This window comes from Yersinia artesiana (assembly GCF_902726545.1).
Lineage (GTDB): Bacteria > Pseudomonadota > Gammaproteobacteria > Enterobacterales > Enterobacteriaceae > Yersinia > Yersinia artesiana.
In genome coordinates this window covers 41,624-64,131 of the sequence record NZ_CACVAD010000002.1, presented here as the reverse complement: position 1 = coordinate 64,131, position 22,508 = coordinate 41,624, and the positions used below count along the sequence as shown (strand labels likewise).

Genomic DNA, 22,508 nt, shown 5'->3' with positions numbered 1-22,508 from the left:
AGAATAACTATGACCCGCAAACAACGCGCAATTTTTGAACCCGCACTGGTTCGTACTGCGCTTATTGATGCCATAAAAAAACTGGACCCGCGCGTTCAGTGGCGTAATCCGGTGATGTTCGTGGTGTATCTGGGCAGTGGGCTGACTACCCTGATTTGGCTGGCTATTTTAAGCGGACAAACCACCGGCAGCGCCCTGTTTACCGGCAGTGTTGCCTTGTGGCTGTGGTTTACCGTACTGTTTGCCAACTTTGCTGAAGCACTGGCCGAGGGGCGCAGTAAAGCGCAAGCCGAAAGCCTGCGTGGCGTGAAAAAAACCAGTTGGGCGAAAAAACTGTCCGCAGCCCGCTTTGATGCGCCGCAAGAGAAAGTTTCTGCCGACAGCCTGCGCAAAGGCGATGTGGTACTGATTGAAGCGGGCGACACCGTACCTTGTGACGGCGAAGTATTGGAAGGCGGTGCCTCAGTCGATGAAAGCGCCATTACCGGTGAATCTGCGCCGGTTATCCGCGAATCCGGCGGCGACTTCTCCTCCGTTACCGGCGGTACTCGCGTGCTGTCAGACTGGCTGGTAGTCGAGTGCAGCGTCAACCCCGGCGAGACTTTCCTCGACAGAATGATTGCTATGGTTGAAGGCGCGAAACGGCGCAAAACCCCCAACGAAGTGGCATTGACCATTTTGCTGGTGGCACTGACCATCGTCTTCTTACTGGCTACCGCGACGTTGTATCCATTCTCAGTCTTCAGTGTTGAGGCTAATCAAGCCGGCTCACCGGTCACTATCACCGTGTTGGTGGCACTGTTGGTTTGCCTGATCCCAACCACCATCGGCGGGTTGCTCTCTGCCATTGGTGTCGCCGGGATGAGCCGCATGCTGGGGGCTAACGTCATCGCCACCAGCGGGCGCGCAGTTGAAGCGGCAGGAGATGTTGATGTGCTGCTGCTGGATAAAACCGGCACCATCACTTTGGGTAACCGCCAGGCATCCGAGTTTTTACCGGCACCAGGTGTTACCGAGCAACAACTCGCGGATGCCGCGCAACTCTCATCTCTGGCCGACGAAACCCCGGAAGGCCGCAGCATTGTGGTGCTGGCGAAACAGCGCTTTAACTTGCGCGAACGCGACTTGCACAGCCTGAATGCCACCTTTGTGCCCTTCTCAGCGCAAACGCGGATGAGTGGTGTCAATGTTCAGGATCGGATGATTCGCAAAGGGGCTGTCGATGCTATTCGCCGTCATGTGGAATCCAATCAGGGCCACTTCCCACGCGCGGTAGAAGATGCCGTAGAAAGTGTCGCGCGCACCGGGGGGACGCCATTGGTAGTCGCTGATGGCCCACGGGTGCTGGGTGTGGTTGCACTAAAAGATATTGTTAAAGGTGGCATTAAAGAACGTTTTGCGGAACTACGTAAAATGGGCATTAAAACCGTGATGATCACCGGCGATAACCGGCTAACAGCAGCGGCGATTGCGGCTGAAGCGGGCGTGGATGATTTTCTGGCCGAAGCGACACCGGAAGCCAAATTGGCATTGATTCGTCAATATCAAGCAGAAGGCCGACTGGTCGCAATGACCGGCGATGGTACCAACGACGCACCGGCGCTGGCACAAGCTGACGTGGCGGTGGCAATGAACTCAGGGACTCAAGCCGCCAAAGAGGCGGGCAACATGGTGGATTTGGACTCTAACCCGACCAAGTTGATTGAAGTGGTGCATATCGGCAAGCAGATGTTGATGACCCGTGGCTCATTGACCACCTTCAGTATTGCCAACGACGTCGCCAAATATTTTGCCATTATTCCGGCTGCATTTGCGGCGACTTACCCACAGCTCAACGCCCTGAATGTGATGCAGTTGCACTCACCGGCCTCAGCAATATTGTCGGCGGTAATCTTTAATGCGCTGATCATCGTGTTCTTGATTCCGTTGGCCCTAAAAGGGGTCAGTTATAAGGCGATGAGCGCCGCCGCCCTACTGCGCCGTAATCTGTGGATTTATGGTTTGGGTGGCTTATTGGTGCCATTTGTCGGTATCAAACTCATCGACCTGGTGCTGACCGCGTTGATAATGAGTTAACTGCCCGACTAACAATATCTTGCAATGGTCACCGCGCTTTGACGGTGGCCGGTTATAAGACTCAAATTGAGGTAATAGAAGATGTCATCGATCACCAATATGTCATACCTGCGCCCAGCTCTGGTGTTACTGATATTACTGACACTTATCACCGGAATAGCTTATCCTCTGCTGACCACCGGGCTGGCTAAACTGATGTTTTCACAGCAAGCGAACGGATCACTGGTTATGCTGGGTGATGAAGTGGTCGGCTCCAGTTTGATCGGCCAAAACTTTACCCAACCGGGGTATTTTTCCGGACGCCCATCCGTGACAGCTGATATGCCTTATAATCCAATGGCATCCGGTGGCAGCAATCTGGCTATCAGCAACCCAGAACTGGATAAAGCTATCACTGAGCGCGTGAAATTACTGCGCCAGGCAAACCCGACGCAAACAGGGCCGGTGCCAGTTGATCTGGTGACCGCTTCCGCCAGTGGCCTCGATCCGCAAATTTCACTGGAAGCGGCCTATTATCAAGCGCCGCGCATTGCCAGTATTCGCCAGATGCCGCTGTCTGAGGTGAAACAGTTGATTGATAACAATGTACAAAAAGCGACACCTAATTTCTTTGGTGAATCTGTGGTCAACGTACTGAACCTGAATATGGCGCTGGATGCCCAAAGCCATGTGAAAGTCCCGGCGACTTCGACAAAATCTTAAGGACATAACATGGTGGATGCAGAACCAACCCGCCCAAACCCTGACAGCCTGCTTGCCGTTGCGAATGAAAAGTCTCGCGGTCGGCTAAAAGTCTTTTTTGGGGCTTGCGCGGGGGTAGGCAAAACCTACGCCATGCTACAAGAAGCCCAGCGTCTGCGTGCTCAGGGGCTGGATGTGTTGGTCGGCGTGGTAGAAACTCACGGACGCAGCGAAACGGCCGCATTGCTGGAAGGGCTGGATATCCTGCCACCAAAGCGGATTCATCACCGCAATCGCCAGGTGCGCGAGTTTGATTTGGATGCGGCCCTCGCCCGCCACCCAGCCTTGATCCTGATGGATGAACTGGCACACAGCAATGCGCATGGCTCGCGCCACCCAAAGCGCTGGCAAGATGTGGAAGAGCTGTTGGATGCCGGTATTGATGTGCTCACCACCGTCAATGTGCAGCATTTGGAAAGCCTGAATGATGTAGTCGGAGGGATAACCGGTATTCGGGTACGGGAAACCGTGCCTGACCATATGTTTGATGAAGCGACGGAAGTGGTGTTGGTCGACCTTCCCCCCGATGACCTGCGCCAGCGCCTCAATGAAGGCAAAGTGTACATCCCTGGGCAGGCGGAACGGGCTATTGAGCATTTCTTTCGCAAAGGCAACCTGATTGCATTACGCGAGCTGGCCCTGCGCCGTACTGCTGATCGGGTCGACGACCAAATGCGTGCCTTTCGCGACACACAAGGGCGCGAGCGGGTTTGGCACACCCGCGATGCCATCTTATTGTGTATCGGCCATAATAGCGGCAATGAAAAACTGGTACGAACGGCTGCCCGACTGGCGGCACGGCTGGGATGTATCTGGCATGCAGTCTATGTTGAGACCCCACGGCTACACCGCCTGCCGGAGGCCAAACGCCGTGCTATTTTGCGTATCCTCAAACTGGCGCAAGAGCTGGGGGCTGAAACGGCAACCTTATCTGAGGCCTGCGAAGAACAGGCGATATTATGTTACGCCCGCGAACATAATTTGGGCAAAATCATTATTGGCCGCCGTGCGGAAAAACACTGGAAATTACGTGGCAGCTTTGCTGACCGCTTGGGGAAACTCGGGCCAGATTTAGATTTGGTGATTATTGCGCTGGAGGGCGATAACCCGACCAATGCAGTGAAAGAGACGGACTCGCGTACTTTCACTGACAAGTGGCGCATGCAATTACGCGGCTGTGCCGCCGCCATCGGCTTATGCGCGCTGATCACCATATTATCGCAATGGCTAATACCGGGATTCGACCAAGCCAACCTGGTGATGGTTTACTTGTTGGGCGTGGTCATTATTGCGCTGTTTTATGGCCGCTGGCCTTCGGTATTGGCGGCTGTTATCAATGTTGCCAGTTTCGATCTGTTCTTTGTCCAGCCACACTGGTCGCTGGCGGTCACTGACGTGCAATATTTGCTGACTTTTGCTGTCATGCTGATTGTCGGTATCGTGGTGGGGAACTTGACTGCTGGCGTGCGTTATCAAGCCAGAATTGCCCGTTACCGCGAGCAACGTGCGCGACATCTGTATGAAATGTCTCGAGGATTAAGCCGCGCCCTCACCCCAGCGGATATTGCCAAAACCAGCCGTCATTTTCTCTCCAGCAGTTTTCAGGCCAAAACTGACCTGTTACTGCCACAAGAGGATGGGCGTTTGCAACAAATCGCCACCGACGAAGGCGGTGCACTTTCCGTTGATGAGGCCATTGCCCGCTGGAGCTTTAACAACGGTGCACCCGCTGGCGCGGGCACCGACACCTTGCCGGGAGTGCCTTATCAATTACTGCCGCTCACCGCAGCTAAACAAACTTATGGTGTACTGGCGATTGAGCCGGCTAACCTGCGCCAGCTCATGGTGCCGGAGCAACAGCGTTTGCTGCAAACCTTTACCAACCTGATTGCCAACGCATTAGAAAGGTTGCATCTGGCCCGCAGCGCCGAACTGGCCAAGCTGGATGCGGAACGCGAGCAACTGCGTAATTCTCTGCTGGCAGCACTTTCTCATGATTTACGTACGCCGCTGACAGTGCTATTCGGTCAGGCGGAAATCCTGACTCTCGACCTGGCCGCTGAAGGTTCACGCCACGCGCCACAAGCAAACCAAATCCGCCAGCAAGTGCTAAGCACCACCCGGCTGGTCAACAATTTGCTTGATATGGCGCGCATCCAATCGGGTGGATTTAATCTGCGCAAAGAGTGGCAATCACTGGAAGAGATCGTCGGCAGCGCGTTACATATGCTGGAAACTGCTTTGAATCATCATCACATTCGTGTCGAGTTACCGGATGAAATGGTGTTGATCAATTGTGATGGCAGCTTGCTGGAGCGGGTATTTATCAATCTACTGGAAAATGCCCATAAATACGCCGGTTACGACGCATTGCTAGGGATTCGCGCCACCGTGCAAGGTGAGTGGCTCAATGTCGAAGTCTGGGATAATGGCCCTGGAGTCACGGTTGGGCAGGAACAACTGATTTTTGACAAATTTTCTCGTGGTAACAAAGAGTCAGCGATTCCAGGGGTGGGCTTGGGTTTAGCCATTTGTCGTGCCATTATTGATGTACACGGTGGGCGCATCTGGGTTGAAAAGAATCAAGAGGGGGGCGCAAGTTTCCACTTTACCTTGCCACTGGAGAAAGCGCCGGAAATTGAAGGTGAAAATATCGATGCTGAAAAATGACTATATCGCCGACTAACATCCTCATCGTCGAAGATGAAAAAGAGATCCGCCGCTTTGTCCGCATTGCGCTGGAAAGTGAAGGCTGGCGCGTATTTGAAAGCGATACCCTACAACGGGGCCTGATTGAGGCTGGCACACGCAAACCGGATCTGATCATTTTGGATTTGGGTCTGCCGGATGGCGACGGCCTGAGCTATATTCAGGATCTGCGCCAGTGGAGCGCTATCCCAATAATTGTGTTATCAGCCCGCAACAGCGAAGAAGACAAAGTTGCGGCGCTGGATGCTGGTGCTGATGACTATCTCAGCAAACCTTTTGGTATCAGTGAATTACTTGCGCGAGTACGGGTGGCTTTGCGCCGTCACAGCGGGGGTAGCCAGGAAAGCCCGCTGGTGAATTTTTCAGATATCAGTGTGGATTTAATTAACCGCCAGGTCACACGCGCCGGTGTTGACCTCCATCTGACCCCCATCGAGTTTCGCTTACTTTCAGCGTTATTGGCAAATACTGGCAAGGTCATTACCCAACGCCAATTGCTAAACCAGGTCTGGGGGCCGAATTATGTTGAGCACAGCCACTATCTGCGCATTTATATGGGCCACCTGCGCCAGAAACTAGAAAGCGACCCTACCCGGCCGAAGCACTTAATTACGGAGACCGGTGTCGGCTATCGTTTTATCCCATAACGATTGATTTGTTATAAAATTTCTTTAAGGCTATGAATAATAAACCCAACGGCGTAGCATCAGGATTTTAATGATAATAGGTCTTGTTTATTATGAGCACTTGGTTGATTTACGCCCTGCTGTCTGCCCTCTCAGCTTCTCTGGTCGCTATCTTCGGTAAAATAGGTTTGCAGCATTTAGATGCCAATACCGCAACCGCGGTTCGTGCTGTGGTGATGGCGCTATTTTTAGTTGGCGTAGTGATTATTCAAGGGAAATTCAATCTGGTTGGTACCGTATTAGCAGATAAAAAAGCGCTCTTGTTTGTGGTCTTAAGCGGTGTTGCTGGGGCATTATCCTGGCTGTTTTACTTTATGGCTATCAAAAGTGGCAATGTTTCCCAAGTCGCGCCAATAGATAAACTCAGTGTGGTTTTCGCGGTTATTCTGGCGTTTATTCTATTTGGTGAGAAAATTTCATTAATTGCCGGGTTAGGTGTAGCACTGATTACCGCCGGAGCTTTAATGGTGGCATTAGGATAATTTATTATTAATATTAACAGGAAGTTATATTATCAAGCCTGTTCTTCAGGCTTATTCTATAATTAATTTTAATTTGAAATATTAATGCACATATTTCTTTAATTAAAGAGCAATGCATAAACTTTAATATAATTTAAGTTTATCATCACCCTACTATTCATTAAAATCCCAAAGGAGAAAAGCCACTCACATCTCAATAAAAAGGAAATCACTTTGAATCATCAACAAATTAGAGCGGAAAATAAAGAAAAACCGTTCAATGGCGAAAATCAGTCACCCGTAATTAGTCGTAAAGTCATTGCTGGTGCTGATAATGATATTATTATTGGTGGGGATAAGAATGATAACTTGGCGGGTGGTAAAGGTCACGATATTATTATTGGTAATAAGTCTTTTGATTCCCTGTTTGGCCAGGAGGATAATGATATATTAATTGGTGGTGAAGGTAATGATGGCTTATGGGGGGGAGCGGGTAATGACATTCTCGATGGCGGTGACGGTATAGATGATTTATATGGCGATGATGAACACAGTGAGTCTCGCACCATATCCCCTCATGACGGTAGTCAACGCGGCAATGATATAATATTTGGTGGGAAAGGAAACGATAGAATTGAAGGGCAAAAAAATAATGACTATTTAGCGGGGGGGGCAGGTAATGATTTATATGTATTCTCTGCTCATGATGGCATTAACATGATAGTTGAATATAGTGATGAAAATAATACTATTAGTATAGATGATTATTTTTTCCATCAATTGAAATTCGAACGCTACGGTAATCATCTAATGATATCGAGCACAGAATCTCATGCGAATAATCTCGTTATCGTTATCCATAATCAATATGCTGAAGATGGTTATAAAGTTAAAAATTTACATACCCGATCATACCTTCGCCATGGCAGCGAGAATGATAAAAAATGTCATACAATGGTAATTAATAATATAGTAAACAGAAATGCACAAAACCCTGAAAAAACATTAATGAAATTAAACCATATAAAAGATTTTGGTGATCATTATTACACTGATTTATCTGAAGTTTTTTGCGATAAAATGCCTGATACTGAGAAAACGTCAGAGAGAAAACTAAGTGATATTCTGATCGAAAAAAATAATGCATTGCGCGAAATGTATTTGGAAAACACTTTGTATTTTGGCGATAATTCACCCGATATCAGTTATATTACTCATGCACTTTCTTCTTTTGCGCCCAAGGAAGCTGCACAATTCAATATAAATTATTTAAATCGCCAGATGGCGCTGAACAATTACGTCAACAGCGTTATTACGGCAAAAAATCAGTAAAAGTCATACGTTATTTAAATTATCATAGGCGAAATAGCGCCACTTGGCGCTATTTCTTGCCCGAGACTACGGCTTACCTGTCAGTACGTCGCTAACAATATCGACGGCTTCCTGCTCTATCTTTTCGCGGTGCTCTGCGCCAAGGAAGCTTTCACAGTAAATCTTGTAGGCGTCTTCGGTACCCGATGGGCGCGCAGCAAACCAGCCATTTTCCGTCATCACTTTCAACCCACCTATGGATGCGCCATTACCTGGCGCGGCGGTTAAACGCGCGGTGATAGCGTCACCTGCCAGTGTACTGGCTTTCACCATTTCAGGGGACAACTTGGACAAGGCATTTTTCTGTGCCTGTGTTGCCGGAGCCTGAATACGGTTATAGCTTGGTGCACCAAAGCGGCGTGCTAAATCGTCATAATGCTGTTGCGGATTCTTACCGGTAACCGCGGTGATCTCTGCCGCCAACAAGCACATGATAATGCCGTCTTTATCCGTCGACCAAGGCTTGCCGTTAAAACGCAGGAAAGATGCTCCGGCGCTCTCTTCACCACCAAACCCAAAGCTGCCGTCGTGCAGACCATCCACAAACCATTTGAAACCCACCGGTACTTCCACCAGCTTACGGCCCAAATCAGCCACCACTCTATCAATCATCGCGCTGGAAACCAGCGTTTTGCCCACCGCCACATCTGCGCCCCATTGTGGACGATGCTGGAACAGGTAATTGATTGATACCGCAAGATAATGGTTAGGGTTCATTAAGCCCGCAGGTGTGACGATGCCGTGACGGTCATAATCGGGATCATTGGCGAAGGCCAAATCGAATTTATCACGCAAAGCCAGCAAACCCGCCATCGCGCATTCAGATGAACAATCCATACGGATCACACCATCATGATCCAGATGCATAAAGCGGAATGTCTGATCAATGGAATCATTAACCAGTGTCAGATCTAACTTATAGTGCTCGCCAATCCGCTGCCAGTAGGCAATACCGGAGCCACCGAGGGGATCAACACCTAATTTCAAACCGGCCTTTTGAATCGCGGGGATATCAACTACATCGACCAAACCTTCTACGTATGGCTGAATCAAATCCTGCTCACGCAGATGATTACCACGCCAGGCTTTATCCAGTGTCTGGCGTTTAACACCCTCTAATTTCAGACTGAGCAACTGATTGGCGCGTTTTTCAATCACCGAGGTGAGATTGGTATCGGCCGGGCCGCCATTCGGTGGATTGTACTTGATACCGCCATCTTCCGGCGGGTTGTGTGACGGCGTGATAACAATGCCGTCAGCCAGATCTTTGCCTTGCGCGTTATAGCACAAAATCGCGTGGGAAATAGCTGGGGTCGGTGTGAAACCATTATCTTGCTGCACCACCACATTCACGCCATTCGCGGTCAATACTTCCAATACGGAAATAAAGGCTGGCTCTGACAGCGCATGAGTATCTTTACCCACATAGCACGGGCCAGTAATACCGTGCTGGTGACGAACTTCAGCTATCGCCTGAGCGATTGCCAAAATATGGGCTTCATTAAAACTGTGGCGCAATGAGCTGCCACGGTGGCCTGACGTCCCAAATTTGACCGCATGGGCCTGATTTTCAGCTTCAGGTTGCAATACATAATATTGCGACGTCAACTGAGCAACATTAATCAAATCGCTTTGCTGGGTCGCTTGCCCGGCACGAGGGTGATTAGCCACAGTTACTACTCCCTATCTATCCATCATTGTGCAAATTGCAGGAGTATTCGCGGCCTGCAACTCCAACTTCTTGGGGGATCGTTTCAACGAAATTAGATAGTTCCACACACCTTGTCAGTCAAATCCGGCGGGAACTGCATCGCCAGCATGATATGTTGCACCATGCTGCGTTTACGCTCGGTATTAGTATTGGTAATAACCCAGTATGGCGTACCAGGTACGTGTTTAGGTTTGGTGTGTGTCCCGTTTTGCAACAAAGTCTGTTGGTCACCGGCAAAATAGACCCGGGTGCGACCATGTAAGGACTCCGTTGCCTCGGCAAATGCCTGAGCATCTAAGGTATATAAAGTCGAAAGCACCAACATAAAACGGTTAACCGCCCGATTTTGCTCAGCATACTCATCAGATAACAGTAATTCACGTACCGCGCGAACCCTATCCTTCGGTGCTGGAGCCGTCGCTGTTTTGGCGACATCATGACCGGCAACATTATTGGTAGATAAGCCCGCTACCGGCTGACCGGCCGTAAACTTCAGCATACGTCGTAAAATATCGGACGCGCTTTCGCCAATGTGTTGCGTATGGCTGGCAATATAGCGATAAAGTTCTTCGTCGAGTTCAATAGTTTTCATCTTTATCCAGTACGGTTTTCTACTTTCTTATGCATATCTTAGGATTATAAAGTCAAAGCGCGCTAACGAGTACCTTTATCCGCGATAAATGCCCAATACATTAGCCACGACTTAAATAACCCACATTAACCCTAATCGTGAAGCAGTACAGCCTCGCTGAGTCATGATACCCTAACCACAATATCTCTCAGTATGAACTTTGCCATGAAATTAAACTTCCGCCGACAAAATGCACTTTATCCCACAGCTTCCCTGCCGATCATCTTGATTCATGGGTTATTTGGTAACCTTGATAACCTCGGTGTATTAGCTCGCGATTTACACAAAGACCATGACGTGATTCAGGTCGATTTGCGCGATCACGGTTTATCCCCGCGATCACCTGAGGTGAATTATCCTGATATGGCGCAGGATGTGCTGGAACTGATGGAAGGGCTTGAGATCAAAAAAGCAATTATCATTGGGCATTCCATGGGGGGGAAAGTGGCGATGGCCATGACAGCAATTGCGTCCGACCGCATCGAAAAGCTGATAGTAATAGATGTCGCCCCCATCGATTATCAAGTGCGCCGTCATGATAGTATTTTTACCGCTATTAATGCAGTGAGCGCCGCAGGTGTGACTCAACGCCAGGAAGCCGCTCAACTGATGCGCGAGTTAATAAAGGAAGAAGGTGTCATTCAGTTCTTATTGAAATCATTCCATAACGGTGAGTGGCGGTTTAATGTGCCGGCATTGTGGGATCAATACGAAAATATTGTCGGCTGGCAACCTATTCCTCCCTGGCCGCATCCCATTTTGTTTATTCGCGGTGAATTATCACCTTATATTCAAGACAGCTATCGCGATGAGATTGCCCGTCAATTCCCACAAGCTCGCGCCCATGTTGTCGCCGGAACCGGTCACTGGGTGCATGCAGAAAAACCAGATTCTGTCTTACGCGCCATTCACCGCTTTATTGATGAAGATAGCGCTGGCGAAAAATAACACTGAACAAAAAGCGAACTACGCGTGATGGATGTTGATTAAAAATCATACCCTGGGGAAAAGAAATGTATTTCCTGTGGAAAAATTGTGCAAAAAAGAATGAATTAGCCCAATCTAATCACAGTAAGGCATTGTCGTTGCTCGGTTGGCTAGGGTATTATGGCGCGCTATAAATTTGCTCCGGTGTTTGGTAGCAAATGCAAATTCAGGCTGTTGGTTCATACCCAACTGAATGGATGTTGTGGCGTTATCAGCAGCATCAAGTCAGAAAGGTATCGGCCTGAAACGTGTAAACCGAATCGTCAGAAATTTCTGATGTAAATCCCTTGTAGTACCGCTACCTATGGCAAAAGAACAAACGGATCGCACGACGCTGGATCTGTTCGCAGATGAACGCCGTCCGGGGCGCCCGAAAACAAACCCATTATCCCGTGATGAACAGCTTAGAATTAATAAGCGAAATCAACTACGGCGCGATAAAGTACGTGGTTTACGGCGCGTGGAACTGAAAATTAATGCCGATGCCGTCGATGCTCTCAATAGCCTTGCTGAGCAACGTAACATCAGCCGTAGTGAACTGATTGAACAGATGTTGTTGGCTCAATTAGCACACTCACAAGAAGGGTTTTGACCCTATCGGTTATCACGACGGCGTGGCGTAAGTGATTACGCCACGCCAATATCCCTACCCCCAGTTTTAGAAAGTTTCCCAGTTTGCGTTGTTGTCTATCTTGGCAACAGGCGCTGCTGTTAATACCGTCGCCCGAGGTTTGGCTACCGGTTTTACCCGCGCATCATCTGATTGCAATTTAAACACTGCCACGGCCTGGTTTAACTGAGTTGCCTGTTCTTCTAATGCAGCAGCCGCCCGCGAAGCTTGCTGTACCAGCGCGGCATTTTGCTGAGTCACACTGTCCATTTCAGCCACCGCCTGCCCGACCTGAGTGATGCCTTTGCTTTGCTCATCTGATGCCGATGCTATCTCACCCATTAAATCGGTGACATTGGTGATGGAGCGAACAATTTCATCCATGGTTATTCCGGCACTTTCTACCAAAGCCGAACCGCTGCTAACCCTGCTGACAGACTCGGTTATCAGGCTATCAATCTCTTTTGCCGCTTGAGCGCTGCGTTGGGCCAAATTACGGACTTCACTGGCAACCACGGCGAAGCCACGGCCTTGTTCACCTGCTCTGGCCGCTTCAACGGCAGCATTCAGTGCCAGAATATTGGTCTGGAAAGCGATACTATTAATTACGGTTGTAATGTCGGCTATTTTGCGTGAACTGGCTGAAATCTCATCCATGGTATGAACCACATCGGCCACCAGCGCCCCACCTTTTTTGGCGGTGATAGAAGCATTTGCCGCCAGTTGGCTGGCATGATGTGCATTATCCGCATTGTGTTTTACCGTGGCTGTTAACTGCTCCATACTGGCAGCCGTCTCTTCCAATGCAGCCGCCTGCTGCTCAGTGCGCGATGATAAATCCGTATTACCAGCAGAGATTTCTGCCGCTCCGTGATAAATTCCATCAGTGCTACTGCGGATAGCTTTTACCGTATTGACCAAACTGGCTTGCACATCACGTAGCAACGGAAACAATTGCCCAACACAATTACGACCAAAATCGGTAATGGGCTGGCCCAGTTGGCCGGAGGAAATCACACGAAAATGTGCACGAATATCATCCAATGGCCGAACCAGATTAGCCAACAGGTAGCGATCAGTTGCCAGTAAAATCACTAATCCGGCCACCAAAGCAGAGATTAATGTCATGCTGCTCACTTTTGTCAGGTGAGCAAATTGCTCTTTAGCTACCCCGATGGCCTTGGATGCAGCTTGATTAAAATTCTCCGCAACAGAGCCATATTGGCGACTCAATGCTGGCACCGTCTTTTTCGCTAGATCCTGATAAGCCGCACTATTATTAGCCATTGCCGCCTGATACAGCGGCGTAACACCTTGATCAATTAATCCGCTCCATCCATCAATCACCCCATTGACCAACGCGGGATCAATCTGTGCATGGTCGATGGCTTTAAACTGTGCCAACTTCTGTTTCAGATTTTCAAGTGCTGCACTGGATGATTTAAGTTCCTTATCTGCATCCGCAATATTGCCGCTCTGACGGTAATCGACTGAACGAGCCAGACGTGTCACCATCCGAAAATATTGATCCGTCCCCTGATTGACCAAATTCATGTTTTCAACCAACACACTATTAGCATTAGACGATTGAGTCAGTTGATTCAGCGATAGCAACGTATAACCAGATACACCGCCCCATAGCAGGCAAAATGCCCCAAGCACCCAAAGCAGCGCGGCTCTGATAGAAATATTTCTTAAAAACTGCATGTTTGTTCTCCTTCACTGCAAATTGCAACCATTCGGTTACACCGCTGTTATCGGCAATGAGGTTATAAGGTTGAGCCACTCACAAAAATTTAATATCGCATAATCTTGATATCGGCCGGACGAGGTTTTCTGGCATTATATCGGCCTATACATGTGTTATATTATTGGGTCTGGCGCTCAGTGATTTGCATAACAATTTGAATTTAAAAGGTATTAAGTTATATGGCAACTGTAGGCATTTTCTTTGGCAGCGATACTGGCAATACCGAAAACATTGCCAAGATGATCCAAAAGCAACTGGGCAAAGATGTTGCTGAGGTTCACGACATTGCCAAAAGCAGTAAAGAAGATTTAGAAGGCTTCGATATCCTGCTGCTCGGTATCCCAACCTGGTATTACGGTGAAGCGCAGTGCGATTGGGATGATTTCTTCCCGACACTGGAAGAGATTGATTTCAACGGCAAGCTGGTGGCTATATTTGGCTGTGGCGATCAGGAAGATTACGCAGAATATTTCTGTGATGCGATGGGAACGGTGCGCGATATCATCGAACCACGCGGTGCTGCTATTGTCGGTCACTGGCCAACAGCGGGTTACCACTTTGAAGCGTCCAAAGGCCTGGCGGATGACGATCACTTTATTGGTTTAGCGATAGATGAAGATCGCCAGCCAGAATTGACAAATGAGCGCGTTGAAGCTTGGGTAAAACAGATCAGCGAAGAACTGAGTCTGGCAGAAATTACCGGTTAATTTGTCGTGCCGGAAACGCGAGGGTAAAATTTAATATTGCCACGCGTTTCCGTTACTTTCTCGCCTGCAGCCATACTCTGTTAAGCCGCCCACAGATCCGCATCTTCCTCCGTGCAAAATGAAAATATTCCGCTACAAATTTGTAACCTTATATTTTGCAGTCATATACTTAAATGATGCAGTAATCCCATTCATCAATACATTGCATGATTAATCGGGCAAAGTGTGCAATTATATCTTTGTTAACAACCACGGTTTTCATTTGGGGCTAGCAGTTCTATAATGAGACGCAATTGAGAATATTGCGCCACGGATGTCATAGGCTGAACAGCCTTAATTTGAATCGATAGTAACAGGACTGAATCCGCATGACTGACAACAACAAAGCCTTAAAAAACGCAGGCCTTAAAGTAACACTGCCCCGGCTTAAGATTCTGGAAGTGTTGCAAGATCCGGCGTGCCATCACGTCAGCGCGGAAGATCTTTATAAAAAGCTGATCGATATCGGTGAAGAAATTGGCCTGGCGACGGTTTACCGTGTGCTGAACCAGTTTGATGATGCCGGTATTGTTACCCGCCATAATTTCGAAGGCGGCAAATCAGTCTTTGAGCTGACGCAGCAACATCATCACGATCACCTGATTTGTCTGGATTGCGGCAAAGTGATCGAATTTAGTAATGAATCCATTGAATCGCTTCAACGTGAAATTGCTAAACAACATGGCATCAAGCTGACCAATCACAGTCTGTATCTGTACGGCCACTGTGAAAGCGGCGATTGCCGTGAAAATGAATCTGCGCACGATAAAAGATAATTTAGTTTTATCGCGTTGACTTATAAAGATTTTAAGCGCTGCTGAAATAAACAACCTGCAAGATGGCCGCCTTTCCCGCTCAGTAATCCGAGCGCCAAGTTAGGTGGTCATTCTTATTTATACCCTATTACTACCAGCATAAATTCAAATACCTGCATAAATTCAAAGCAAAAAAAACCCCGGACTTGCCGGGGGAAAACCATCAACTCAACTTCACTTAATGTTGTTTACCTAAACCTCAGCAAACAGGAGATAACATCAGACACAGCACTTTGACAGCAATAATCAGACTTTAACCGGCTCCGCACGACTACTACGTTTGCCATCCGGGCTGGTGGAACGAATCAACACATCACCACTAACTTTAGGTTGTGTTTTGGCATCATATTTCTGCCATTGCTTACCACCATCGGTGGAATACTCAATTATCAGCCCCGGCAAGGAGATGTTAGCTTCCAGCACCCCTGCGACAACGCGGGCTCCCGGAATCGGTAAGCGGTAAGACACCCCGGCTTTATCCAGTTTTGCTAATTCGCGTTGCCCCATGATGTTGGCAAAACGCTGCCAATCGGTACTCAACGCCTTGGTGTCAACCATGTGCGTTTCACCACCTTTGTATTCGCGACCGGCTTTATAATCCTGCTCCCAAGACGCACGATGCCAGGCACGTTCGGCCAGTGGTAATACACGAGGGAAAATCATGTATTCCATCTGCTCATCAGTGCGCACTGTTTCATTCCACGATTGACCGGAAATACCGTGCACACCCGGCCAGGGTTTATCACTTTTAGCACTGAAATGATTACCGTCACGGTCGACTGATGTTTCCGCATTTTGTGGCATGTTATCCGGCGCGAAACTAAAGACTTTAGCTTCGTCGCTGAAGCGAGTGGCCCAGTAATAACCGCGCTCATTTGGGTTAACTTCATATGGCATGTCGAAATAGACATAATCCGGATTCGACGCGACCACTTCATAGCCTTTATTGGCCCAATCATTGATTGAATCGGCTCCGCCCCAATAGAGGGTATCCCAGAAGTTAACGCCCACCCGTTTGGTGGCGAAGTCTTTCGACGACTTGGCATCTTTAAGACCGTCTTGCCAGGCTTGCATTTTTTCAATGCCATGAGCATTCACCAGTTTGCTGACTTCAATAGCAAAGTGGCTGGAAAGGTGCTCAACATCCTGAATTTTTCCTTGCTTGACCATATCCTGGCAAACTTGTGATTTGGCCCACGGCTTATCTTCAACACTCTTATCAATAATGCCTTTACCCGGCTCAATCGTGCCATTTTTGTCCTGGAAGCCCGCCCCCAGACGAATATTTTTCGCCTCGTCACCGCCAAAATGCCAAGTGTTCAGCGGCATACCCGCCTCTTTGTGCATTTGAGCCATTTCGCCGATCACTTTGTCGACAAAACGTTTAGACGAATCCAGACACGGGTTGAGATAACTTTTGCGCTCATAGAACTGAACAGAAGTGGTGTTGGAATCATCTGTCGGGTCAACCAGGCGGAACTCGTTGGCTTCTTTTTCCTTACCCTGCTTCATCAAATTATTGTAACGAGCTTCCATCGAGACCACCGCCGCACGCGCGTGGGCGGGCATATCAATCTCAGGAATGACCTCAATTTGGCGGGCTTTGGCGTACTTCAAAATGTCGATGTAATCATCACGGGTAAAGTGACCGGAACCCAAATTAGTGCTATCCGGGCCAGAACCTAATTGTGGCAGTAAGCAGGTATTTTCCGTTAAATCGTGGCAACGTTTGCTGCCCACATCGGTCAGTTCTGGCAGGCCGGGGATTTCAATACGCCAGCCTTCATCATCACTCAGATGGAAGTGGAATTTGTTCAGTTTGTAAGCGGCCATCTGATCGAGCAAACGCAATACTGCATCTTTAGTTTTGAAGTTACGCCCGACATCCAGAAAAACACCACGGTATTCAAAGCGTGGCGCATCTTTGGCATCCAATGTCGCAATCTTCTGGCTGCCATCAGTCGGGACTAAAGAAAGAATAGATTGCAGGCCGTAAAACACACCTGCCGGGTCAAAACCAATGACTTGCGCGCCCTTTTCACCGATTTTCAGCTCATATGCCCCTGAGACGGCTAAGTCACCTTTGAAGGCAGACGGCTGAATTAAGGTTTTAATCGGGAACCCCGTTGGAGCCAACTTCAAGCCAAGTAATTCAAAGCGCTGCTGCGCCGCCTCGGCAGCCGGTTTGGATAAAGTGCTCAGGTCAAGCGCCACACCTTGGCTCAAGTCAGCATCTTGTTGATGAACCTTCACTTCCATTGGTGTCGGAATAATCTGCCCGCGCAGGTTAGCCGCCGCCAGTGTTTTTACCGCCTCATTTTTGACGAAGCGAGATTCCGGCGTCATTAATACGTTATTGTCGTCCTTAGTACGTTTCCACTGATCGCCCGTAAACTGAGTCAGATATTCATTAATATCTTCAGTATCAGTACTTTTCAGAACTTTTGGTTTTGCATCACCCGAAGTGGCATACCAGCGCGGCATAAAGTCGGTGGCAAATAACTGCCAGTATTCGCCGGTGATCGGGATTTCAACCGCCTGATTAGCAGGGAAACCAGTAAATTTGGCGGTAGGTTCAATTTTATGTAGATCACCCGTCAGGTGAGTAATTTTAAACTGATCATTATCTACGGTGAGAATTTGACGAATACTATGGAAGTAAATGGCCCAGTCCTGGCCTTTGATCTCATCCCCGGTATTGGTCAGAGTAATCAATACTTTATTACATGATGCCCAGTCAGCTCCCAACCTGGCACAATCTACGCCATTTTCAGCAGCGCGGTTATCCAACACTTTGTAGTTAACTTTCAAAGCGCTGAGTTGATCAACAATCTGTTGGTTGGTGGCATCTGCATGGGCAGCGCCCATCAAGCCAAAGGTTGCGGTGATCACCGCTAGCGCATTTAATCTGAATTTGTTCATCACTAACCTCATCCATAATGAATAACCGCTGCCAAAGTCGCTACTGAAGTATTGCCGCTGACAGAATTATTGTTAGATCAATTGTTGTTAAATAAATTATCGTTAAATCAATTATTGTTGCGAATTTCTTGCCAAAGTTTGCCGCACTGCGCGTCATAGGCCTGACCATTGCCAGTGTGGGCCGCATCAATACAACGCTGGTAATCCAACACTCGTACTGTTTCTTTGTCGGTAAAGGCTTGATGCGCTTTCTCTTGTTTCAAGACGTTGAGCACCGCTTTGCAAGGGATCAGCCTTTCTGGTTGACCTTCGCTGGCATTGATACAAGCGCTGTATGCTTGCTTAAGTTTGCTGTCTTCCGGCTGGACGGGAGTTTGTGGGGCACAAGCACTTAATCCCATGACTGCGGCGATGATAAAAAGGACTTTTTTCATGGTGGCACTCCATTATGTCCCCGGCACAGCGGCCGGGGATGGCAATCAAAAGGGGAAAAATCAGAAGATCGTAAATGGCGCAATCACGATGAATTTAACGTCTTTTTCATCCTGGAATACGTTGCCGAAACCGCCACCATAGCTTGGGATGTTGGTGTGGTTGTCGTACATGGTGTAATGCAGTTTGAATAATGTGCCTTTCGCACGGCCTTCTTGCAGGGTGTAAAGAATGTCAAAGTTCCATGCAGATTCTTTCAAACGGGTATTTTGGTCATAAATTGGATTGGTGCTTGGTTTGGCATCCCAACCATAAGCATAGGAAGTTCCGACTGACCAACCGGCCAAATTCCAGTTTTTCAGGTCATACATCACGCCACCAAACAACGCTTTTTCACCGTTGGCGTTAAAGTCAGAGCGCGAATCCCACCACACGTCTAAGCGACCATTGGAAGTGGCATAGCCCGGAGTCATACGTTGCAAGAAGTAGCCTTGGTTGCCGTCAGCTTTGGCCCAGGTACCTTCCAGACGCAAATCAAATGGCCCGGTGGTATAACCCAGAGTCAATGCTTGCAACCAGGCAAGACCGTCATAGACGTCATTAACATCTTTGAAGCCGCCATCAACTTTGTCTTTCGCACCGTAGAACTGATAAGACGTTCGCAGATCATTACCCGCCACCGGGAAAGCATAAGAGGCTTTCGCAAAGTATTGGTCCATGTAATCTTTGGCTTGACCGAATGCTGCTTCCAGTACTAGCTTGTTTTTAAAGTCATATTTAGCGCCAATTGAGTGCAGATAACTGATACCAGTTTTACCATCAGCTTGACGGAAGTTGTACATATTCTGATACCACGGCGCTTTATATTCATCAGTCCACATGTATGACATGGACAGTGCGCCCGCCGTATCAAAATCAAATTTCGCACCACCTTCAGCACCGCGATAGGTGCCCGGCATAAAGCTCCAGTGTGGGGCTAGCAGGGTCTGACCAGTGGGTTGGATATAACCACCACGCGCCCAGAAATCACCTAATTTGAATTTGGCTGCGGCTTTGTAAATACTCACACCACTCTTATCGCCGGTCCATTTTTCGTCCCAACGGGTTTTGGCATCACTGAAACCAATTTCGTTTGGTGCAGCAGGGCCACTGTTGGTCATTTCAACCGCGCCGAAAGCCGCTAAGTCGATACCGAACATATCTGCGGCATAACCGGAAGAGAAGTCCAGGTTGGCGTTAAATGTGGAGTGATGCAGGTTAGCGACATACTTGCCATACTCTGCGCTACCTGGCGTTAAATCCTTACGGTCACGCTGACGCTGCCAATAGTAAATACCACCCGTCAGTGATGAATCATCAACAAAGCCTTCTGCCTTGGCCTCTGGGGCTACCATAAACCCCGTTCCTAACAATGCACCCGCGACTGCGAGCGCTAATGTTTTACGTTTAGCACCGTGCGTAACCATATGAAAAAATTCCTCTTTGACATCACATTTAAAGTGCCGTCCCTGTGTCCACCACAGCTCACAGGTTTAGCCTCAAAAAACCCTAGTGGGTAAAGTTTTGCTGGGAAGAAACCTCCACCAGCAATTGCTCATTAAAAAAACAAACTTCGCTTTCTAAATACACACTCGCGGAGGTTGCTGCTGGAATACAGACTATTTTTCGCGACGCGAATTATCAATCAAAAATGAAGCTAATTATTCAAAATATGACAACGAGCACATAACTGTGAAAAAATATTACAGAGTTCACAAAAGCTTAAAAAACAATGCATAACATGATATTTTTAAAAGGAAATAGTCTCATATTGACATCTTGAATGGTTTCAGCCGAAGCAATAAAACAGAAGTTTTATCCGGATAAAAGAAGGTTATTTCCTTAGTTAATTCGTAAAGCGAATATTTAAGAAAGACTTACAGATAGCCGCTCAAAGCAGAGAAAAGAATGCAATCTGTTGAGATTGACCAAAGAATAGGACGGGAAGGAGAGAAAATTACAAGGATAGGTCCGTGTTTAGTAAAACTAACAATAACTGTTAGACAGAGATAAAAAAGGCGTGGACTAAGCCACGCCAATTAAGGTGAATCCGGGGACTAGATTAGTTAGTCACCTTAGCAGCCCAGGTATCACGCAGACCCACTGTGCGGTTAAATACCAACGCATCGGGGCGTGAATAGTGGCTATCAGCACAGAAATAACCTTCACGTTCAAACTGATAAGTTTTTTCTGGAACTGCATCAGCCAGGCTTGGCTCAACAAAGCCCTGACGGATAATCAAAGACTCAGGGTTAATGGTAGACAAGAAGTCTTCTGCCGCCGCTGGGTTTGGTACACTAAACAAACGGTCATATAGGCGAATTTCAGCAGGCAATGCATGCTTAACAGAAACCCAATGGATAACCCCTTTCACTTTACGGCCGTCGGCAGGGTCTTTGTTTAAAGTTTCTGCGTCATAGCTGCAATAAAGTGTCGTGACATTACCTTCGGCGTCTTTCTCAACACGCTCGGCTTTGATGACATAAGCATTACGCAGGCGCACTTCTTTACCCAGCACCAGACGCTTGTATTGCTTATTGGCTTCTTCACGAAAATCAGCGCGATCGATATAAATCTCACTGTCAAAAGGTACCTGACGGGTGCCCATATCCGGATTATTCGGGTGATTTGGCATGGTCAGCCACTCTTCCCCTGCCGCACGGTTCTCGATGACCACTTTGATTGGATCCAGCACAGCCATTGCCCGTGGCGCATTTTCGTTCAGATCATCACGGATACAGGATTCCAGTGCCATCATCTCAACATTGTTATCCTGCTTGGTCACACCGATACGGCGGCAGAATTCACGAATTGATGCGGCGGTGTAGCCACGGCGACGCAAGCCAGAAATGGTTGGCATACGTGGGTCATCCCAGCCCTCGACGACCTTCTCGGTCACCAGTAGGTTCAGCTTACGCTTAGACATAATGGAGTATTCGAGATTCAGACGAGAGAACTCATACTGACGTGGATGGCATTCAATAGAGATATTATCCAGCACCCAATCATACAAGCGACGGTTATCCTGGAACTCCAAAGTACAAAGTGAATGTGTAATCCCTTCAATCGCATCAGAAATGCAATGGGTGAAGTCATACATCGGGTAGATGCACCACTTGTTGCCAGACTGGTGATGTTCGGCAAATTTAATGCGGTACAACACCGGATCACGCATCACAATAAACGGTGACGCCATGTCAATTTTTGCGCGCAAGCATGCGGTGCCTTCAGCAAAGCCACCGGCACGCATTTTTTCAAACAGCGCCAGATTCTCTTCCACACTGCGGTCGCGATATGGGCTATTTTTACCCGGCGCAGTCAACGTGCCGCGATATTCGCGCATCTGCTCAGGCGTTAATTCATCAACATACGCCAGGCCCTTGTTAATCAGCTCTACAGCGTACTGGTACAATTGGTCAAAATAGTCTGAGGAGTAACGTACATCACCGCTCCAGGTGAAGCCTAGCCACTCTACGTCGCGTTTAATTGACTCCACGAACTCCACATCTTCTTTCACTGGGTTGGTGTCGTCAAAACGCAGATTGCATTGCCCTTGATAGTCTTGGGCAATACCAAAGTTCAGGCAAATAGACTTCGCATGGCCAATATGCAAGTAGCCGTTTGGCTCCGGTGGGAAGCGGGTATGAACCGACGTGTGTTTGCCGCTGGCTAAATCTTCGTCAATGATCTGACGGATAAAATTACTTGGGCGGGCTTCTGCCTCACTCATTGTTCTATTCCTCAATGCAAACGCAACAAATATAACCGCATATAATCCAACAAGCCCGGCCCGGAAACAACCGTTTGTTACAGCAAACAAA

17 protein-coding genes are annotated in these 22,508 nt (G+C 48.2%); 10 read left to right on the top strand and 7 right to left on the bottom strand.

The window, feature by feature from the left end; genetic code table 11:
* Positions 1 to 9: 9 nt before the first annotated feature.
* From kdpB to HU019_RS01095, 6 genes are all read left to right on the top strand, one after another.
* Complete coding sequence (kdpB, locus tag HU019_RS01120; RefSeq protein WP_174849781.1) at positions 10 to 2,076, top strand: potassium-transporting ATPase subunit KdpB; 2,067 nt, start codon at positions 10 to 12, stop codon at positions 2,074 to 2,076.
* 99 nt (positions 2,077 to 2,175) lie between these two features.
* Positions 2,176 to 2,778: a potassium-transporting ATPase subunit KdpC gene (kdpC, locus tag HU019_RS01115; RefSeq protein WP_174849801.1), complete on the top strand. Its 603-nt coding sequence runs from the start codon at positions 2,176 to 2,178 to the stop codon at positions 2,776 to 2,778.
* Between the two features lie 9 nt (positions 2,779 to 2,787).
* Positions 2,788 to 5,487: a two-component system sensor histidine kinase KdpD gene (gene kdpD, locus HU019_RS01110; RefSeq protein ID WP_174849780.1), complete on the top strand. Its 2,700-nt coding sequence runs from the start codon at positions 2,788 to 2,790 to the stop codon at positions 5,485 to 5,487.
* Complete coding sequence (gene kdpE / locus HU019_RS01105; RefSeq protein ID WP_077293477.1) at positions 5,484 to 6,173, top strand: two-component system response regulator KdpE; 690 nt, start codon at positions 5,484 to 5,486, stop codon at positions 6,171 to 6,173. The genes kdpD and kdpE overlap by 4 nt, the downstream gene beginning before the upstream one ends.
* 92 nt (positions 6,174 to 6,265) lie before the next feature.
* Entirely contained in the window at positions 6,266 to 6,694 is a 429-nt protein-coding gene (locus HU019_RS01100; protein WP_174849779.1) for an EamA family transporter, read from the top strand.
* A gap of 213 nt (positions 6,695 to 6,907) precedes the next feature.
* The gene (locus HU019_RS01095) at positions 6,908 to 8,005 is read left to right on the top strand and encodes a calcium-binding protein (RefSeq protein WP_227739416.1); all 1,098 of its coding nucleotides are present in this window, start codon (positions 6,908 to 6,910) and stop codon (positions 8,003 to 8,005) included.
* A gap of 66 nt (positions 8,006 to 8,071) precedes the next feature.
* Here the strand turns inward: HU019_RS01095 and pgm are convergent, their stop codons facing one another.
* Complete coding sequence (gene pgm / locus HU019_RS01090; protein WP_174848002.1) at positions 8,072 to 9,715, bottom strand: phosphoglucomutase (alpha-D-glucose-1,6-bisphosphate-dependent); 1,644 nt, start codon at positions 9,713 to 9,715, stop codon at positions 8,072 to 8,074.
* 92 nt (positions 9,716 to 9,807) lie between these two features.
* The gene (gene seqA / locus HU019_RS01085; RefSeq protein WP_174848003.1) at positions 9,808 to 10,347 is read right to left on the bottom strand and encodes a replication initiation negative regulator SeqA; all 540 of its coding nucleotides are present in this window, start codon (positions 10,345 to 10,347) and stop codon (positions 9,808 to 9,810) included.
* Positions 10,348 to 10,551: 204 nt separating this feature from the next.
* Here seqA and ybfF point away from each other — a divergent pair, with 204 nt between their 5' ends.
* Entirely contained in the window at positions 10,552 to 11,334 is a 783-nt protein-coding gene (gene ybfF, locus HU019_RS01080) for an esterase (RefSeq protein WP_174848004.1), read from the top strand.
* A gap of 343 nt (positions 11,335 to 11,677) precedes the next feature.
* The gene (gene ybfE / locus HU019_RS01075) at positions 11,678 to 11,965 is read left to right on the top strand and encodes a LexA regulated protein (RefSeq protein ID WP_005163374.1); all 288 of its coding nucleotides are present in this window, start codon (positions 11,678 to 11,680) and stop codon (positions 11,963 to 11,965) included.
* Between the two features lie 66 nt (positions 11,966 to 12,031).
* Here ybfE and HU019_RS01070 read toward each other — a convergent pair whose 3' ends face one another.
* Positions 12,032 to 13,690, bottom strand: coding sequence for a methyl-accepting chemotaxis protein (locus HU019_RS01070; RefSeq protein WP_174848005.1), 1,659 nt, complete (start codon positions 13,688 to 13,690; stop codon positions 12,032 to 12,034).
* Between the two features lie 222 nt (positions 13,691 to 13,912).
* Here HU019_RS01070 and fldA point away from each other — a divergent pair, with 222 nt between their 5' ends.
* Both fldA and fur read left to right on the top strand, forming a co-directional pair.
* Complete coding sequence (gene fldA / locus HU019_RS01065) at positions 13,913 to 14,440, top strand: flavodoxin FldA (RefSeq protein ID WP_174848006.1); 528 nt, start codon at positions 13,913 to 13,915, stop codon at positions 14,438 to 14,440.
* A 368-nt stretch (positions 14,441 to 14,808) separates the two neighbouring features.
* Positions 14,809 to 15,255, top strand: coding sequence for a ferric iron uptake transcriptional regulator (gene fur / locus HU019_RS01060; protein ID WP_050077750.1), 447 nt, complete (start codon positions 14,809 to 14,811; stop codon positions 15,253 to 15,255).
* Between the two features lie 285 nt (positions 15,256 to 15,540).
* Here the strand turns inward: fur and HU019_RS01055 are convergent, their stop codons facing one another.
* The 4 genes from HU019_RS01055 to glnS all read right to left on the bottom strand — a co-directional run bounded on the left by HU019_RS01055 (position 15,541) and on the right by glnS (position 22,417).
* Positions 15,541 to 18,216 carry a beta-N-acetylhexosaminidase gene (locus HU019_RS01055; RefSeq protein ID WP_174848007.1) on the bottom strand — a complete coding sequence of 892 codons (2,676 nt, stop codon included), beginning with the start codon at positions 18,214 to 18,216 and terminating at the stop codon, positions 15,541 to 15,543.
* Positions 18,217 to 18,323: 107 nt separating this feature from the next.
* A complete protein-coding gene (gene chiQ, locus HU019_RS01050) occupies positions 18,324 to 18,650 on the bottom strand; it encodes a ChiQ/YbfN family lipoprotein (RefSeq protein ID WP_174848008.1) in 327 nt (108 codons plus the stop codon).
* Between the two features lie 60 nt (positions 18,651 to 18,710).
* Entirely contained in the window at positions 18,711 to 20,114 is a 1,404-nt protein-coding gene (chiP, locus tag HU019_RS01045) for a chitoporin ChiP (RefSeq protein WP_174848009.1), read from the bottom strand.
* Positions 20,115 to 20,749: 635 nt separating this feature from the next.
* Positions 20,750 to 22,417 (bottom strand): glutamine--tRNA ligase, encoded by a 1,668-nt coding sequence (glnS, locus tag HU019_RS01040; RefSeq protein WP_005163363.1) that lies wholly within the window; start codon positions 22,415 to 22,417, stop codon positions 20,750 to 20,752.
* Positions 22,418 to 22,508: the final 91 nt, after the last annotated feature.